Consider the following 13,877-nt stretch of genomic DNA (forward strand, 5'->3'; position numbering starts at 1 on the left):
TCCCATGGCGGTGAGCGCCTCACGGTGAGGATGGGCGGGTCTGAGATGCCAGTACTGCGGTGCGGCGTGGGCCCGGCATGCGCTTGTCAAGGTGCCACCGCAGCGGCGGCTGTCTGATTGGATTCACGGGCGCAGTGCCGGCAGCGCAGTGGGCAGGGCATCTGCGGTGCGACGGCGGTTAGGCCGCTGGCGTGCAGGATCGTGATGACGGTCTGTTCGAGAGTGCTGGTCTCGGGGATGACGGTCTCGCCGGGACATCGAGCAGGTCGCGGTGGGTGTACCAGTGGCGGATCTCGTCCCTGGAACTCTCGCTCGGCCCTGTCGATTCCGACGCCGAAGGAATCGGCCTCCTGATCCAACCTGAGTTTGATCACCGGCTCGCAGCGCGATGGGGGACTGCTGGCGATGGTTTGCGCGGGTTGCGTGATGCTAGGCGCCGATCTGTCGCTCATATACAGCGCGGTGTTTCCCTGGCCCCTTGTAGTTGTAGATCACGGACACGCCCTGCTCCGTGGTGTCTCCGGGAACGTTGCTGAAGCCCATGGCGAGCCAGGCTTTGTGCGCGGCGTGGTTGTCGGGTTCCGATGTGAGGAAGAGGCGCTGGCATCCCCAGAGGGAGCCTTGGCGGTGAACGTCTTCTACGAGCGCCCGCGTGATTCCTATGCGGCGGTGGTTGGGGTGCGTCATCACGTCCTGCAGGTAGATCTCTGACGGGTCGACCTGGCTTCGGAAGGCGATCACGCTGCCGACGACCTGTCCGTCGGTGATGGCGAGTGGGCAGGTGTTGGCGAACAGCGTGGCGTGCAGCCAGTAGTCCGATGAGCCACGCAGCCTGATGTACGGCTCTCCCAGTGCCAGCAGTTTCTCGAGGTCGGGGATCCGGTCGACGGTGAGCGGGGTGATGATCATGAGCGGTCTCCTTCGGTGAGCGCGATCGATGCGGCGAGGTCCCGCGCGGCGACGGCGGGGTCCAGGGAGTCGGTGACTCCGCGACCGACGACGAGGATGTCCCAGAGCGTCGTCTGCTGGCTTCGACGTCGGTTGGTTCGAAGCCGCCGGAGACCGCGACCGGAGGTTTGGTCCACGACCTGATGAGTTGTGCCTGGTCGAGAGGGTGGAAGCCGGCTACGCCCAGGTCGATGTTCGTGGTGATGGCGAAGCCGTCGACTCCCGCGAGTTCCATGTCCTGGACCCAGTCTTGGACCAACCGGCCCTCGGGCACGTCGATGACAACGCCGAACTGGCCGTCCTGGACGCCATCGACGCGCGCGCCTACGCCAACGAGCTAGCCAAAAACCCGAGCTATTGAGGTCTTGCCCCGCCTGACCACCAAGCCACGGCCGGGACACCACCCCTGGTGGGCACCGTAAACCCGGGCGCCCACCAGGGCGCGGGCCAGTCCGGTGAGTTGGTAGTTGAGCTGGGTGAAGATGTCGGCGCTGGTCCATGCGGTGAAGTAGCCATAGACGGTCATTCACCCCTATTCACGCCAGATGGCCAGCGAGGCGCTGGGCGAGTTCCTCGGGTGTGATGGTTTCGATGCCCAATGCCTGGGCCCTGTCGAGCTTGCTGCCGGCGTTCTCTCCGGCGACGACGAGGTGGGTGCGGGCAGAGACGCTTGAGGACGCGCGTCCCCCGGCCTTGGCGATCAGTTCGGTCATCTCAGTCCGGGATCGGTCCGAGAGGGGCCCGGTCATCGCGCCGGTTACCACCACGGTCATGCCCGCCAATGGCAGCTCGTTCTTCGCCTTTTGGGCGGACGTCTCCGCATCGGCCTCGGCATCTGTGGGGGCAGAGGGAACGAAGCCGGGCTGGTTCATATTTACACCTGCGGCGACGAGCTTGTCGATGACCGGGGCAAGGTCGGCCAGTTCCTCTACGATCACTGGGGCCTTCTCGTTCCCGATGCCGTGGACCTGCCCTAGAGCGACGGCATCGGCGTCTCGGATGGCCTGCATGGAGCCGAAGTGCGCGGCGATGCGCAGCGACATGGAACGGCCGGTGCCCAGGACGCCGAGGGCGCAGAAGACGCGATTAAGGGGTTTGGTCTTGGCGGCCTTGATGGCGGCCATGAGGTTGTCGGCGCTCTTGGCCCCCATGCGGTCCAGGGTGAGCAGCTGATCGCGGGTGAGGGTGAACAGGTCGGCGAAGTCCTCGATCAACCCCTTGTCGACGAGTTGCACGATGATCTTCTCGCCGAGGCCGTCGATGTCGAGCGCGTCGCGGGCGACGGCGTACCGGATCGCCTCTTTCTGGCCGCAGGCGCGTCCCCGCGCGCAGCGCCAGCGCTCCTGGCTGCGGTCGATGCCGGAGCCGCAGCGCGGGCAGAGTTCGGGGAAGTCGATGGGCCGCTCGTTGCCGGTGCGGAGGCCGGCGACCGCGCCTTCGACGCGGGGGATGACTTCGCCGGCTCGGTAGACGATGACGTGGTCTCCGAGCATCAGGCCGCGGCGGGCGATGTCGGCCGGGTTGTGCAGAGTGGCGTAGGTGATGGTGGTGCCGGCGATGTCCACGGGGTCGAGGACGGCGCGTGGGGCGATCACGCCGGTGCGTCCCACGCTCCACTCCACGGCGCGCAGCACGGTGATCTTCTGGGCGGCCGGGAACTTGAAGGCGGTGGCCCAGTGCGGGGTGCGGGAGCCCATTCCGGCCCGGATCTGGTCGGCGGGGCTGTCGGCCTTGATCACGGCACCGTCGAGTTCGATGTCGAGCTGCGCGCGCAGTGCGCCGATCTCGTGCACCCGGTCCACGACCTGGTCAAGGGTCGCGTAGGCCCGGGTGGCGAGCGGGGTGTCGGCCGTCGTCCCCAGTCCGAGGGCGGCCAGGCGGGCGACGAGCTGGGTGTGGGTGAGTCTGGCGAGGGCGGGGTCGTCCGTGTGTCCGGGGTCGGTTAGTGCGGTGTAGGCCAGGAAGGTCTGCCCGATTCTGTAGGCCCGGTCCTTGGCGCGCAGTGAGCCCGAGGAGGCGTTGCGGCGGTTGGCGAAGGCCGTAGCGCCGTGTGCGGTGCGCAGCTCGTTTGCGGCGGAGAACTGTTCCTCGGTCATGAGGACTTCGCCTCGCACTTCGATCGTGACCGGCTCGGTCAAGGTCATGGGCAGGCCGATGATGTCCCCGATCGCGTGGGACACGTCCTCCCCGGTCGTCCCGTCGCCCCGGGTGACCAGTTGAACCAGTCGACCCTCGCGGTAGCGGGCTGCCAGGGCCACACCGTCGAGCTTGGGCTCCACCGCCCAGCCTGCCACCGCTCCGCCCAGCCGCCGCTCCAGCGAGACGGCCCACGCCGTCAGCTCCTCGTCGGAGAAGACGTTTCCCAGGCTGAGCATCGCAACGGTGTGCTCGACGTCGCCAGCGGTCACTCCTGCCGCGACCTGCTGGGATGGGGAATCGGCCGCGATCTGCCCGGGGTGCGCGTCCTCCCAGGCGGTGATACCGCGTAGCAGCCGATCGTAGGTCTCGTCGTCCAGGCCTGATTCGCCGGAGCCGTAGTAGGCATCGGCGGCCTTCCGCGCCTGCGCGACGGCTTCAAGGTAGGCGGCCTCATCAGTAAGGTCGACAGCGGGCGCCGCTGTGGAAGGCTTCGTCATGCCGCCCATTCTCCTGAGTGCCACTGACAACATGGCGGTAGCGCTGGTGTGATTACCCCTGGTGTCGGGTGGGCGCAGTCGGGCGGGGTTCCGTCCGCTGGCCCGGCAGGCGGGTGCGGCGCAACGGCGCCGGTCCATCAGTTCCGGGTCGTGCCGGGGAGAGCCCGAGCGTGCGGTAGAAGGTGTCGTTCTCGAAGCGTCGGTGTGGGTCGAACCTGCTGAGAGCGCGCCGGAACCGGTGGAAGCCTTCGGTGTTGGAGGCGGGCAGCAGTTCTGGAGTGAAGTACTTTCCCCAGTGCGGCCTGCCGCCCAGACCGTAGAGCAGGCGCTGGATGTCATCGAACAAGGGACGCGCGGTGGTGATCGACCCGACGGCGGTCATGTAGGACACGAAGCCGAAATAGGTGGCCGGGACTGCCAGCGTGGGACTCAGGTGGCCGCGGGCTGGGCCGGTGGTGCGCAGGATAACGGGGTAGTGCAGCTTGTAGGGAGAGGCGCGCAGGAGTTCCTTGAGACCGGCGTACGCCCGGGGGACGGCGTCCAGGGGAACGGCGATCTCCATGTTCAGCTGCGGGGCCGGGATGCCGTTCCTGAAGATCTCGTGGAGTGTCCCCTTGGAGTCCCTCGCGCCGAGGAACTTCTCCAGCGTCTGGGCGGCCGGCGTCCGACCCTGGCCGTCGCCGATGTCGGCCATCAGTTGGCGGCGGGTGCGGGTCACGATGCGGTCCAGGTCAGCCGGACCTTGGGCCTCGGAGGCCGTAGGTGCCCAGCTGTCGTCGTCGGCGACCCAGGTGTGCGCGACCTGGTGCTCGGTGAACCACCAGCTCTTGGCGGCCACGGATTCGCGGTTCCAGGCGGCGTAGCGCTCGGGCAGGCTGTCCTCCGAGGCGGTGAAACGGGTGCAGTGCAACTCCTTTGCCGGTCGACCGCGAAGTTCCAGGCCGACGACCACGCCGAGGCACCCGAGGTTGAGCACGGCCGCGTCGAACTCGGCGTCAGCTGGGGTGAGCCGGTGCAGGGTGCCAGTCCCGTCCATGAACTCGACGGCGGCCACGCAGTCGGAGAAGGTGCCGCTGGACAGACCCTGTGCGTGGGTGCCGGTGGCGAGCGCGCCAGCGACCGTCTGGCTCGTGATCACTGGCGGACATGCGGCCGGCTCCAGACCGTGGCTGTCGAACGCCCGCCACACGTCTTCGAGCAGCGTGTCTCCGGTGACGTACAGGTTCTCACCACGCAGCGCACCGACTCCGCGGCCGGGAAGGTCGAGAAGGATGCCGCGAGTCCCGTCCGGGCACCGCAGCTGGGCCGGGTAGGTGAACCTGGACCCGAGGACGCGCACGGTTCCTTCCTCGCGCGTCAGCATCGACTCCAGCTGTTCCAGGGACGTGATACGCGTCCAGCCGCCTTGGGCGGCGATAGTGACGTTGCCGCCCCAGTTGGTGAGGGTCATAGGGGAAGTCCTCAGTGGTCTCGGTCTGCACCCGGGCGGAGAGCGTCCGTCGCGCCCCGGTGCCGAATGCCTGTACTCGAACAAGCTGTCGTCTCCCCGCAGCGCGGGCCGCAGTTGGAGGCGGGGTGCGGCGCGGGCCCTGCGGGGACTCGCGCCGCGCCCGGTAGTCCGCCTCTCAGGCGGGACCGAACATGTGCTGAGTGGGCGGGTGCGGATGGGGGCACGAGGTGAACTCGGGGCCGAAGCAGCAGGCGTGGGCCGTCGTCCAGGTCTCAAGATCGGTGGAGGATCGTCCCAGAAGCTGCTCGGCCGTCCGGGTAGCCGGGGCGTCCCCCTCAGCGCCGATCCGGCCCCACAAACCGAGGACCTGCGCCGCGGCACCGCGGCGCATACCGTACTTGGCCAGGCTGGTCACGAAATGCTCGTCTGCCTGCCGCACGAACGTGATCGGCCGCCCACAGGCCTGGCTCAGGGCCGAGGCCCACTGGGCACAGGTCGCCTGCGTGTGATGGCTCATCAAGGCGCCGCTCAGATCCACCGAGTCGGGAGACAGGATCTTGCGGCAGAACAGATCGGCGGCGTCGTCGCAGCTGATGTAGGAGAACGGGCGGTCGGCGTCGACGGGGAAGGTGAACGACCCCGCTTCGGCGATCGACTGGCACTGGTAGAGGATGTTCTCCAGGAACATGGGCAGTTGGACCACGTCGAACGCGATCCCGGACCTCTCCAGGAGTGCTTCCAGCGCTGCCGCTTCGTCGGCCATCGTGCACTGCCCTGGGGCGAACTGGATGCCCAGGCAGACGATTCTCTGCACACCGGCCTTCTGCGCCGCCTGCAGGTACATCCCGCCGATGTCGACTCGCCGGTCGATCGGAGGCACCATCAGCATGGTCTCCGTCCCGGCCAACGCCTCGGCCAGCGAGGCCGGCTCCGCCGGCTCCCAGTCCCGGAGCTGTACCTCGAGGTCGCTCACAGCTCGTCCGGCGATCCGGGCTTCCGGAATGGCCAGGCGTAGCGTCAGCCGCGGCGCATCGGAGGCGAGTCGACGCAGCGTGTAGTGGCCGACCTTGAAGAAATTCCGGGTCGCCCCGAGCACGGTGACGACCTGCGGCAAGTCCGTCATCACGCGCCCCAGCTCTCGCTGCTCGTCGTGTCCTTGTACAGGTCCACCGGGTTGACCGTGTTGGAGTGGTAACCCAGCAGCCGACGGCTCTGGGAAGAGAGGTGGCCGGCCGCGGTGGCGGGGTCGCAGGGGTGGTCGTACGGGCGCAGCCACGCTTGCCCGAAGCGGATGATCGCGCTGCGTCGCTCCTGGGTCCGGTTGGGCAGCACGGCATGCCACATGGTGTTGCCGAAGACGACCGCGTCGCCGGGTTCCGCGTGGATGCTCAGGGCGCCCTCGGGAAGCGAGCCCTGGGCGAGGGCGTCGTTCGCCCTCTTCCAGTAGGCGTCGTCCATATAGTTGGCCGGCCACCGGTGCGAGCCGGGGATGAGCACGAGGTTGCCGCTGTCCTTGGGCCGAGTGTCGGTCAAGAACACCTGGGCCTTGAGGTGCAGCGGCCCGTTGAGCTCGTCGTACGGGCGTTCCAGGTAGGGCCCGGAGTCGCGGTGCCACGGCTCGTGGGCCTCCTGGTAAATCCCCCGCCGCAGCACCTCGGTGCCCAAGACCTGGAGTGACCCGTTGAGGATCCGGTGGGGGACGGACATCAGGGCGCCGCACTCGAAGAGCAGGTGGTACTCGGCGACGATGTTCGCGGCGTCACGCACGTGGGTCAGGGCCGGGTTTGTGTTGAACGAGCTGTGCGTCAGGGCGGGGCCGCGGTCGTCGGTAAGCCTGCGGACGGCCGTATCCAGCGTGCTGACGACGCTGTCCGGGACGGCCTGCTTGAGGAGCGCGAAGCCCTGTTCGGTGAACTGGGCGACAGCGTCGTCCGGTGAAATCATCACGGTTGGCTGCTTTCTGCCTCGGTCTTGGACGGCTGTGGGGCGTTGAGCGCCGTGCGCAGGCGCTGTGCGACCTCGTGCTTGCGGGCCGGATCGGCCAGCCGAGGGAAGACGACGATCGAATCGCCGTCGTAGCGCGGCACGACGTGGACGTGGAAGTGGAAGACGGTCTGATGGGCGGCCTGACCGGTGGCGTGAACCAGGTTGATGCCGGACGCGCCGCACGAGTCCCGCAGAGCGATCGCTACCTGCTTCGCGGTTGCCATGACGTGCTGGAACGACTCTTCCGGAATGTCGAGCAGGTCCTGGAAGTGCTGCTTGGGAACAACGAGGACGTGCCCGTAGGTCGCCGGGAGATGGTCCAGGAAGCACAAGGTGTCCGCTGTCTCGGCTATGACGTGCGCTTCCACCTCGCCGAGGGCAATGCCGCAGAACACGCAGGAGGACACCGCGTCGCCGACCGGATTTTGCGCCGGGTATCGAGACAACCACCGGGGATCAAAGTTAAAGGACATATGGCGTAAGGGGCCTTCTCTAGAGGAACTGCCCGCGAGTCGGAGGGCAGCCGGGCATGAAGACATGGCCCAGGGGGCGATCGATACTGCGGGGCGGTGCCGGCTGGTCCGCCGGCTTCAGGCGGCCGGGTGGTGATCGGAAAGGGGCCGTGCCGGCGGTGCCGCGATCGGGTGATCGGCGCTCAGCTGATGGTTGGCGGTGCGGTCGAACAGGACGAGCGTGGCGAGGTGGCCCAGGCCCCAGAGCCCGGTGAGCGCCGATGGCACACTGTTGTCACCGCTGCTAAGGATCGTGTGCGCTCGCCTCCTCCCGCCAGGTAGTGCATGCGCCCGCGCCTTCCCGTACCCCTGACCACCAGCTTGTACGGATCGGAGTGAGGAAAATCCAGCATGATGCGTCGAGCGGCGGCAGGCCGACCCCGGCGTCCGTTCCACCGCCATAGGCGGGACTCCACGGATCGCGTGGAGTTGCAGCACCATCGATCTCTACGCGGGCGTTGGCTCCGCGCGTTGAGCTGCGAGAAGACAGCCTGCCACGATCGCTCCCAAGCCGATGACGGCAGAGACGGTAATTCGCTCGCGGACGAAAACAGTGCTGAACGCAACGGCGAAGGCGGGCGACAGATAGAACGCCAGTGCCGCTCGGGCCGGGCCAGTGCGCGCGATCAAGGTGTAGAAGAGCACGAGGGTCATGCCGGTGCATACGATGCCGAGGAACGCTATGGCCGCCAGCACACCAGCGTTGGGTAAGTGACCGGGCAGCGTCAACGTGGCGGGCGTGATCATCACGGTACTCGTGACGAGCATTGCCGAGGTGGCGACGCCCAACGGCGGGGCGGCGGCGTGGCGCCGGTGGATCATGATGGTGCCGGCGGCGTAGCACAGCGCGGCGGCCAGAACGAGTGCGCCGCCGAGGAGGGCGAGTCGGCCGCCGCGGAGGTCAACCCCGAAGAGCAGGATGAGTCCGACAAAGCCGATGGCGATGCCGGCGGCGCCCTTCAAGCCCTGGGGGCGCTCGTCAGGGGCGTATCGGTAGGCGAGGATCGCGACGAACAGCGGCTGCGCCCCGACCAGGATGCCGGCGATACCAGCGGGGACGTACTGCTGCCCGTAGGTCAGCAGCAGTAGTGGGATGGTCGACTGCACCAGGACGGTCTCGATGATTGCCCTCGGTTGCCGCCAAAGATCCGGTAACGCGTTGTACCGGATGGCGAGCGGCATTAGGAGAAGGCATGCGAGCAGGACACGTCCGAGGACAACGACTGTGGGCGACAGGTCACGCAGCGCGACCTCGATCAATGGGTAAACCGCACCCCACAAGGCGGCGAGGGCGACGAGTTCGACCCAGGCCCTTCGGTTCACCGGCGACTCGCGCGGAATGCCCTCAACACGCCTCTAGTTAAGCAGCACCTGGCGGTAGAGGCTCTGGACGCAGTCGATGTTGGTCCACAGCATGAGATCGATTAGCAGCTCACGGAGGCGCTTGCGGTTGCGCTCTGAGCCTGTGCGCCGGGCAAGGGTGTCGGCCTGGCTCGCTGCATCGCAGGCTTGCTCGACCTGCCCCATCTGCGCATATGCGCCAGCAAGATCGATCAAGGTTCCGGCTCGCTCCCGGACGAAAGTGGGCGGCAGAAGCGTGAGTGCCTCGTACAGCGCACGAGTGGCGTCGCGGGGTTGGCGTAGACGGGTCAGGCACCGGCCCTTCAGCCGGGCCGCGTGGCAGTCTGCGTTGTAGAAGCCCAACCAGGCTGGGGAAGCGTGCGCGCTTACGCCGTCGAAGGTTCTCTCGGCCTGCGCCAGCGCAACGAGGCCGGGCTGTGGTTGGCCAAGGAGCGCGTACGCCTCACCGGTGGCCTCGTGGAGCCACGATCTGACAGCCGCAGGGCTACCGCGACGGGCCACCGCCTGGGCGGTGTCGAGCACACCGAGTGCGGCCTTGCCGTCACCGGAATGCAAGTGGATATAGCTCATCACGCCAAGGGCGTATGCGTGTAGCGCAAGGTCGTTGGTCTTCTCAGCGAGCGACACGGTCAGCCGGCAGTAGCGTTCGGCTTGGTCGTACCTCTGCGCGTCGATCGCGAGCCAGCCGGCCAACTGGGCGGCGTCCCCAGCAGCCCGCAGCAACCGGCGATGGGTTCTGCTGGTGGTTGTCCGGTTGCTGACCTCCAGCATCCGGCGTAGGTGAGCGGCGATGTCCGCGCTCACCCGGCCAGAGCCCTCTCGGTAGTCGATAAGGCGGTAGGTGTCCGTCAGTACCTCGAAGTCCTCAACGACCTGCTCGGTAACCCGACCCAGGATCGCGTCCACAGGTGGAAGCGCACCGGTTGTCGTCCCCGCAATAACGCCGCTCACGTAAGTGCCTGATTGGCCCAGGCGCATGTCCGTCGTGTCCAGGTGGCTGTGGTCCTCGCCGCCGAGTAGCTCGCCAGCCGAACACCGGTAGAGAAACGCCAGCCTGTTCAACGTCTCCAACGATGGTGCCCGGCCCGCCGAGCCCGGCCAGATCTCCCAGTAGGAGATCTGCTTCGCCGTCTTCGGAGCGTCAGCGTCGGGCCACTGCTCGTTCCAGCGCTGCGCCACATCTGCCTGCGTCAACCCATGAGCAAGACGGAATGCGACTCTTGGATTGAAGCCGTATCGCTGCTGCCAGTGTGAGGCGATTTGCCGATAGGTCCAGCCGCTGGCGCGGAGTTCATCGGCCTCTCGTTGGTAGCTGCGCGCGCTCCTCGTCATCCTCACCTCCATGGCACGGCATGCTCACATCGAGTAGCACCTTAGCGATCGCCGTCGCTGTTGCGGAAGTCAATCGAGCTTGTACTCCACGTTTGCCGGGGAGAACCGACCGGATTCGCACCCCACCAGCGGTGGTCGATCTTTCCGGCTTCGGATACGACGCTCGATCACGGTGCGGATCTCGTGCTGGCCGCGCCGATTGACGCCCTAGGCGTCGCCGCCGCGGCGCGGTTCGACAGACGGCGAAGCCAGCTCGTCGAGGAAGGTTTGCTCGTGCCCGTTGCCAGGGGAGTCGAGCTCCTGCTGATCACGCTGCTGGTTGTAGGTCGTCGTGCCGATCCTCGCCCCACCACCGGGAGGTCTGATGTCCGTCCCTGCTGTCTCCTTGGGCGTCCGCCCCGCCACCGCCGGCGATTGTCCCCGGCTTGCTGATGAATGCAAACGCTTGGCGCTGAGAGGGCTGGACGCGGTAGGGACAGACGTCCCATGATGCCTCTCCACGCTCAGGTTCTGGCAGTCGACAGCCCTCCGCGGCGCGCCATCTATTCGCGGCTGCTCAACGAGGGAGATCGCACGTGGACGGTTGCCGAGCTTGCCACTGCGCTGCCATTGGTGTCCGTTGAGGCGATCCGCACGACTGTGCACCTTCTCATCGGTGAGCGGTTCTTGGATCTCGTGCCGCGTTCACGAAGTCTGACCGTGCAGCTCACTGACAACGGAACCGACGCGCTGCGCGAAATCTTGGCCTCATGGTCCGAACAGTCGAACGCCGCACGAGTTGAGGAGCCGTCATGACGGTGACCATGACGCGAGCCGGCCTACCCATGACCTCGCTCATCAGCACCGGCGAGACACCAAGCGCTGCCGATCCGGAACGTGCCCCAAGCCAACCCGTCGGACGAGGCGATTCCGATCGGCGGGAAACCGACATGCAGTCGATCAATACGGCTGTGGGTCGCGCGACCGGTGACGACAGCGCCGCGCTGGCCGCGCTTCTCGCCGATTCGCTGTTGGCCGGGTCTCTGGGCGCGTGGCTGGTACCAGACGTGGCCGCTCGCAGAAGGGTCCTGCACGGATACGCCGAGTTCGTGCTGGCACATGCGATGGAGCATGGCCATGTCGATACGACTGGCGATCGTGCCGCTGTGGCGGTCTGGTACCGCCGATCGGAACCAACACCGGCGTCCGCGCCCTGGGCGTACGACTTGGACCGGCTGTTTGGTGCGCACGCCAACCGGTTCGCTGCGTTCCACGCGTACGTCGACGCGGTGCATCCTCACACCCCGCATCACTACCTGGCCCACCTGGCGGTCGCCTCTGGGCATCGCGATGAGGTCGGGAGCGCGGTGCTGGCCAGCCACCTTCGTGGTCTCGATGCTGAGGGGCTGCCGTCGTATGCGGAGTTGGTCAGTGATCGGCCCCGGGAGGGTCTGCTCGCTCGCCTCGGGTACAGGCCGCGGGTGCCGATTTTGCTGGAGCCGGGTGGCCCGGCGGTGTGGCGGATGTGGCGTGAGCCTCGCGGGCGGCCCGGCGGGTCTGCTGGCGATGAGTTGCCTCGCCGGGTCCGGATTCATCGGATCCCTGTTCGCCGTGCGGTGATGCCGGCAGCCGCACCGACCTCTCCCTGACTGCGCTTTCTTGGCATCTGTTCACCGCCTGACCGGTGTGACTCTCTCGGCCGGCAGGCAGCCTCGCTGTACCCCTCTGAAGGAAGGACTTCTCATGCTGACCCTAACCGGGCCTACCACCTCGGCCCCGCCACGATTGCCCAGCTTGGGGCGATGTTTGCCGGTTCTGCTGGGCGTCGCACGTGCTGGTGTCGCCGTCACGGACGCGGGAGACGTGACGTCGGACGCCTACGCGTGGGGGCACGCGATCCGGCGCGAATGGCCGAACGGCACCCACGACCTGTTCGGGTTCACGCCCGACGCCGCCATCGCGCAGCGCCGGCTCGACCGAGACCAGGGCTACTGGCGCACCGGCCCGGTACGACCGACGGCCGTGTACCTCGTGGCCGCCAACGCCTCCGACGTGAACCGGCACTCGGTGGACGGCTGCCGGCTGGTGTCGTGCCCGGACTCTCCGAAGCGGGGGGAGTGGCGGTGAGGTCGACGCATGTGCAGGTGGGTCTCGCGCGGCGGACGTTGACTCCGTTCGGGTTGTGGGTGTTCGGGGCGGCGGCGTCGGCGCCGATGGTGGTGCTCGCCGGTGGCATCGTCGCGACGTATGCGACGACGAAGGTGACCGCGCTGCCGCTGACCTTCCTGCTGGTCGCTGGGGTCGTGGCGGTGCTGGCGGTCGGGTACACGGCGATGGCCCGCCAGGTCGGGCATCCGGCGGCCTACTACGGCATCCTGGCGAACGGCCTGGGTCGTGGTTGGGGCGTTGCCGCCGGCCTGGTCGCCCTGGTGGCCTACAACGCGATCCAGACCAGCCTGTACGGGCTGTTCGGGGCGACGATGGCCGCGCACCTCGGCGGCAGCTGGTGGGTGTGGGCGGGTATCGCCCTGGCAGCGGTCGGGGTGTTGGGGGTGCGGGCGGTCGCTCTGTCCACCCGGGTCCTGGTCGCCGTGCTGGCAGTGTCCCTGTTGATCGTGACCGTGTTCGTGCTGGCCGGTGTCGGCGAGCCGGCGGACGGTGGGTCGTCCTGGGAGGGCTTCGACGCCTCGGGGTTGGCGGTCAGCGGCATCGGCGGTGCGGTCGCCTTCTGCGTGGCTGCATTCATGGGCGTCGACGGGGTGGGGTCCTTCGTTGAGGAGGCTATCGACCGCAGGTCGGTCAGCCGGGCCACGATCGGCGGCGTTGTCGTGCTCGGCGGGGTGTATGCGGTTACCGCGTGGGCGATGGGGGTGGCGGTCGGTCCGCAGTCCGTTGCCGAGGTGGCCGCTGGACCGGCGGGAGGGTTGCCGTTCTCGGTTCTGGAACGTCTTGGCGGTGTGTGGGTTGTCCTCGGGGAGTTGATGCTGGTCTTCGCGATGGTCACGTCGATGCTGGCGTTCCACGCCGTGATCGCGCGGTATGTGTTCGCGATGGCCCGCGAAGGGGTGCTCCCCGCTGGCCTAGCGCGTTCCAGTAGCGGCATTCGGGTCAGGGCGCCGCGCGGCGGGTCGCTGACGCAGACCGGTATCGCTGCGGTGGTGGTGGGCGCGTTCGCGTTCAGCGGTGCTGACCCCATCGCGGCGATGTTCACCTGGCTGTCGGCCTTGGGTGCGATGGGCCTGTTGTGCCTGCTGCTGGCCGCGTCGGTGGCCGCGTTCAGGGCACCGACCAGCGTGCGCGGCCAGCGGCCCGGGATGTGGGAGTGGCGGCTCGCGCCCGTGCTGGGTGTGCTCGGCGGGGTGGTGGTGCTGGCCCTGATGGTCGGCAACGTCGGCTCGCTGTTGGGTGCCGCGCCGGGGTCGCTGTATCCGTTTCTGCTGCCCGCGATCCTCGCTGCCACCGCTGTCATCGGTGGGATCTGGGCGGCGCTGCTGCGGCAGTCGCGGCCCGAGGTCTACGTCGGCATCGGCCGTGGCACCCCGAAAATCCACGCCGTCCCCGATTCCATGAGCATCTCGATTTAGGGGGAGCGATGATCAGAACGCATGCTGCCATGCCTTCACCTGGTCGGCACTACGGCGTTGATCCCCTGGACCCCGCCTGGCGGCCGGC

At 67.7% G+C, this 13,877-nt stretch carries 14 protein-coding genes and 1 pseudogene; 5 read left to right on the forward strand and 10 right to left on the reverse strand.

Annotated elements, in window-relative coordinates; all coding sequences use genetic code 11:
* Positions 1-429: 429 nt before the first annotated feature.
* Positions 430-909 (reverse strand): GNAT family N-acetyltransferase, encoded by a 480-nt coding sequence (locus ACGFIZ_RS15330; protein ID WP_393419598.1) that lies wholly within the window; start codon positions 907-909, stop codon positions 430-432.
* Between the two features lie 205 nt (positions 910-1,114).
* Here ACGFIZ_RS15330 and ACGFIZ_RS15335 point away from each other — a divergent pair, with 205 nt between their 5' ends.
* Positions 1,115-1,309: a hypothetical protein gene (locus ACGFIZ_RS15335; protein WP_393419600.1), complete on the forward strand. Its 195-nt coding sequence runs from the start codon at positions 1,115-1,117 to the stop codon at positions 1,307-1,309.
* A gap of 69 nt (positions 1,310-1,378) precedes the next feature.
* Here the strand turns inward: ACGFIZ_RS15335 and ACGFIZ_RS15340 are convergent.
* The 9 genes and pseudogenes from ACGFIZ_RS15340 to ACGFIZ_RS15380 all read right to left on the reverse strand — a co-directional run.
* Positions 1,379-1,471, reverse strand: a pseudogene (locus ACGFIZ_RS15340) (IS5/IS1182 family transposase); the annotation flags it as partial.
* Positions 1,472-1,484: 13 nt separating this feature from the next.
* Positions 1,485-3,584, reverse strand: a complete 2,100-nt coding sequence (ligA, locus tag ACGFIZ_RS15345; protein WP_393419602.1) for an NAD-dependent DNA ligase LigA — start codon at positions 3,582-3,584, stop codon at positions 1,485-1,487.
* Between the two features lie 52 nt (positions 3,585-3,636).
* Entirely contained in the window at positions 3,637-5,034 is a 1,398-nt protein-coding gene (locus tag ACGFIZ_RS15350; RefSeq protein WP_393419604.1) for a D-arabinono-1,4-lactone oxidase, read from the reverse strand.
* A 175-nt stretch (positions 5,035-5,209) separates the two neighbouring features.
* A complete protein-coding gene (locus ACGFIZ_RS15355; protein ID WP_393419606.1) occupies positions 5,210-6,160 on the reverse strand; it encodes a hypothetical protein in 951 nt (316 codons plus the stop codon).
* On the reverse strand, positions 6,157-6,978 hold the full coding sequence (locus ACGFIZ_RS15360; RefSeq protein WP_393419781.1) for a phytanoyl-CoA dioxygenase family protein: 822 nt from the start codon (positions 6,976-6,978) through the stop codon (positions 6,157-6,159). The genes ACGFIZ_RS15355 and ACGFIZ_RS15360 overlap by 4 nt, the downstream gene beginning before the upstream one ends.
* Positions 6,978-7,559 carry an HIT family protein gene (locus tag ACGFIZ_RS15365; protein WP_393419608.1) on the reverse strand — a complete coding sequence of 194 codons (582 nt, stop codon included), beginning with the start codon at positions 7,557-7,559 and terminating at the stop codon, positions 6,978-6,980. Before ACGFIZ_RS15365 ends, ACGFIZ_RS15360 begins: the two co-directional genes overlap by 1 nt.
* Positions 7,560-7,610: 51 nt before the next feature.
* Complete coding sequence (locus tag ACGFIZ_RS15370) at positions 7,611-7,760, reverse strand: hypothetical protein (RefSeq protein ID WP_393419610.1); 150 nt, start codon at positions 7,758-7,760, stop codon at positions 7,611-7,613.
* A 219-nt stretch (positions 7,761-7,979) separates the two neighbouring features.
* On the reverse strand, positions 7,980-8,855 hold the full coding sequence (locus ACGFIZ_RS15375) for a DMT family transporter (RefSeq protein ID WP_393419611.1): 876 nt from the start codon (positions 8,853-8,855) through the stop codon (positions 7,980-7,982).
* A gap of 33 nt (positions 8,856-8,888) precedes the next feature.
* Complete coding sequence (locus ACGFIZ_RS15380) at positions 8,889-10,226, reverse strand: hypothetical protein (protein ID WP_393419613.1); 1,338 nt, start codon at positions 10,224-10,226, stop codon at positions 8,889-8,891.
* Between the two features lie 486 nt (positions 10,227-10,712).
* Here ACGFIZ_RS15380 and ACGFIZ_RS15385 point away from each other — a divergent pair, with 486 nt between their 5' ends.
* The 4 genes from ACGFIZ_RS15385 (at position 10,713) to ACGFIZ_RS15400 (ending at position 13,789) form a co-directional block, all read left to right on the forward strand.
* Entirely contained in the window at positions 10,713-11,021 is a 309-nt protein-coding gene (locus tag ACGFIZ_RS15385) for a hypothetical protein (RefSeq protein ID WP_347671437.1), read from the forward strand.
* Positions 11,018-11,854, forward strand: a complete 837-nt coding sequence (locus ACGFIZ_RS15390; RefSeq protein ID WP_393419615.1) for an N-acetyltransferase — start codon at positions 11,018-11,020, stop codon at positions 11,852-11,854. The genes ACGFIZ_RS15385 and ACGFIZ_RS15390 overlap by 4 nt, the downstream gene beginning before the upstream one ends.
* 214 nt (positions 11,855-12,068) lie before the next feature.
* Positions 12,069-12,332, forward strand: a complete 264-nt coding sequence (locus ACGFIZ_RS15395; protein WP_393419617.1) for a hypothetical protein — start codon at positions 12,069-12,071, stop codon at positions 12,330-12,332.
* A gap of 11 nt (positions 12,333-12,343) precedes the next feature.
* A complete protein-coding gene (locus tag ACGFIZ_RS15400; protein WP_393419783.1) occupies positions 12,344-13,789 on the forward strand; it encodes an APC family permease in 1,446 nt (481 codons plus the stop codon).
* Positions 13,790-13,877 lie beyond the last annotated feature (88 nt).

It is taken from the genome of Micromonospora sp. NPDC048830, assembly GCF_043198215.1.
Taxonomy (GTDB): domain Bacteria; phylum Actinomycetota; class Actinomycetes; order Mycobacteriales; family Micromonosporaceae; genus Micromonospora.

Bases quoted from the DNA above. Each gene is read 5' to 3' on its own strand.
- ACGFIZ_RS15330 (WP_393419598.1), bottom strand. From the start codon at position 909: ATGATCATCACCCCGCTCACCGTCGACCGGATCCCCGACCTCGAGAAA.
- ligA (WP_393419602.1), bottom strand. From the start codon at position 3,584: ATGACGAAGCCTTCCACAGCGGCGCCCGCTGTCGACCTTACTGATGAG.
- ACGFIZ_RS15350 (WP_393419604.1), bottom strand. From the start codon at position 5,034: ATGACCCTCACCAACTGGGGCGGCAACGTCACTATCGCCGCCCAAGGC.
- ACGFIZ_RS15360 (WP_393419781.1), bottom strand. From the start codon at position 6,978: ATGATTTCACCGGACGACGCTGTCGCCCAGTTCACCGAACAGGGCTTC.
- ACGFIZ_RS15365 (WP_393419608.1), bottom strand. From the start codon at position 7,559: ATGTCTTCATGCCCGGCTGCCCTCCGACTCGCGGGCAGTTCCTCTAGA.
- ACGFIZ_RS15380 (WP_393419613.1), bottom strand. From the start codon at position 10,226: ATGACGAGGAGCGCGCGCAGCTACCAACGAGAGGCCGATGAACTCCGC.
- ACGFIZ_RS15385 (WP_347671437.1), top strand. From the start codon at position 10,713: ATGATGCCTCTCCACGCTCAGGTTCTGGCAGTCGACAGCCCTCCGCGG.
- ACGFIZ_RS15390 (WP_393419615.1), top strand. From the start codon at position 11,018: ATGACGGTGACCATGACGCGAGCCGGCCTACCCATGACCTCGCTCATC.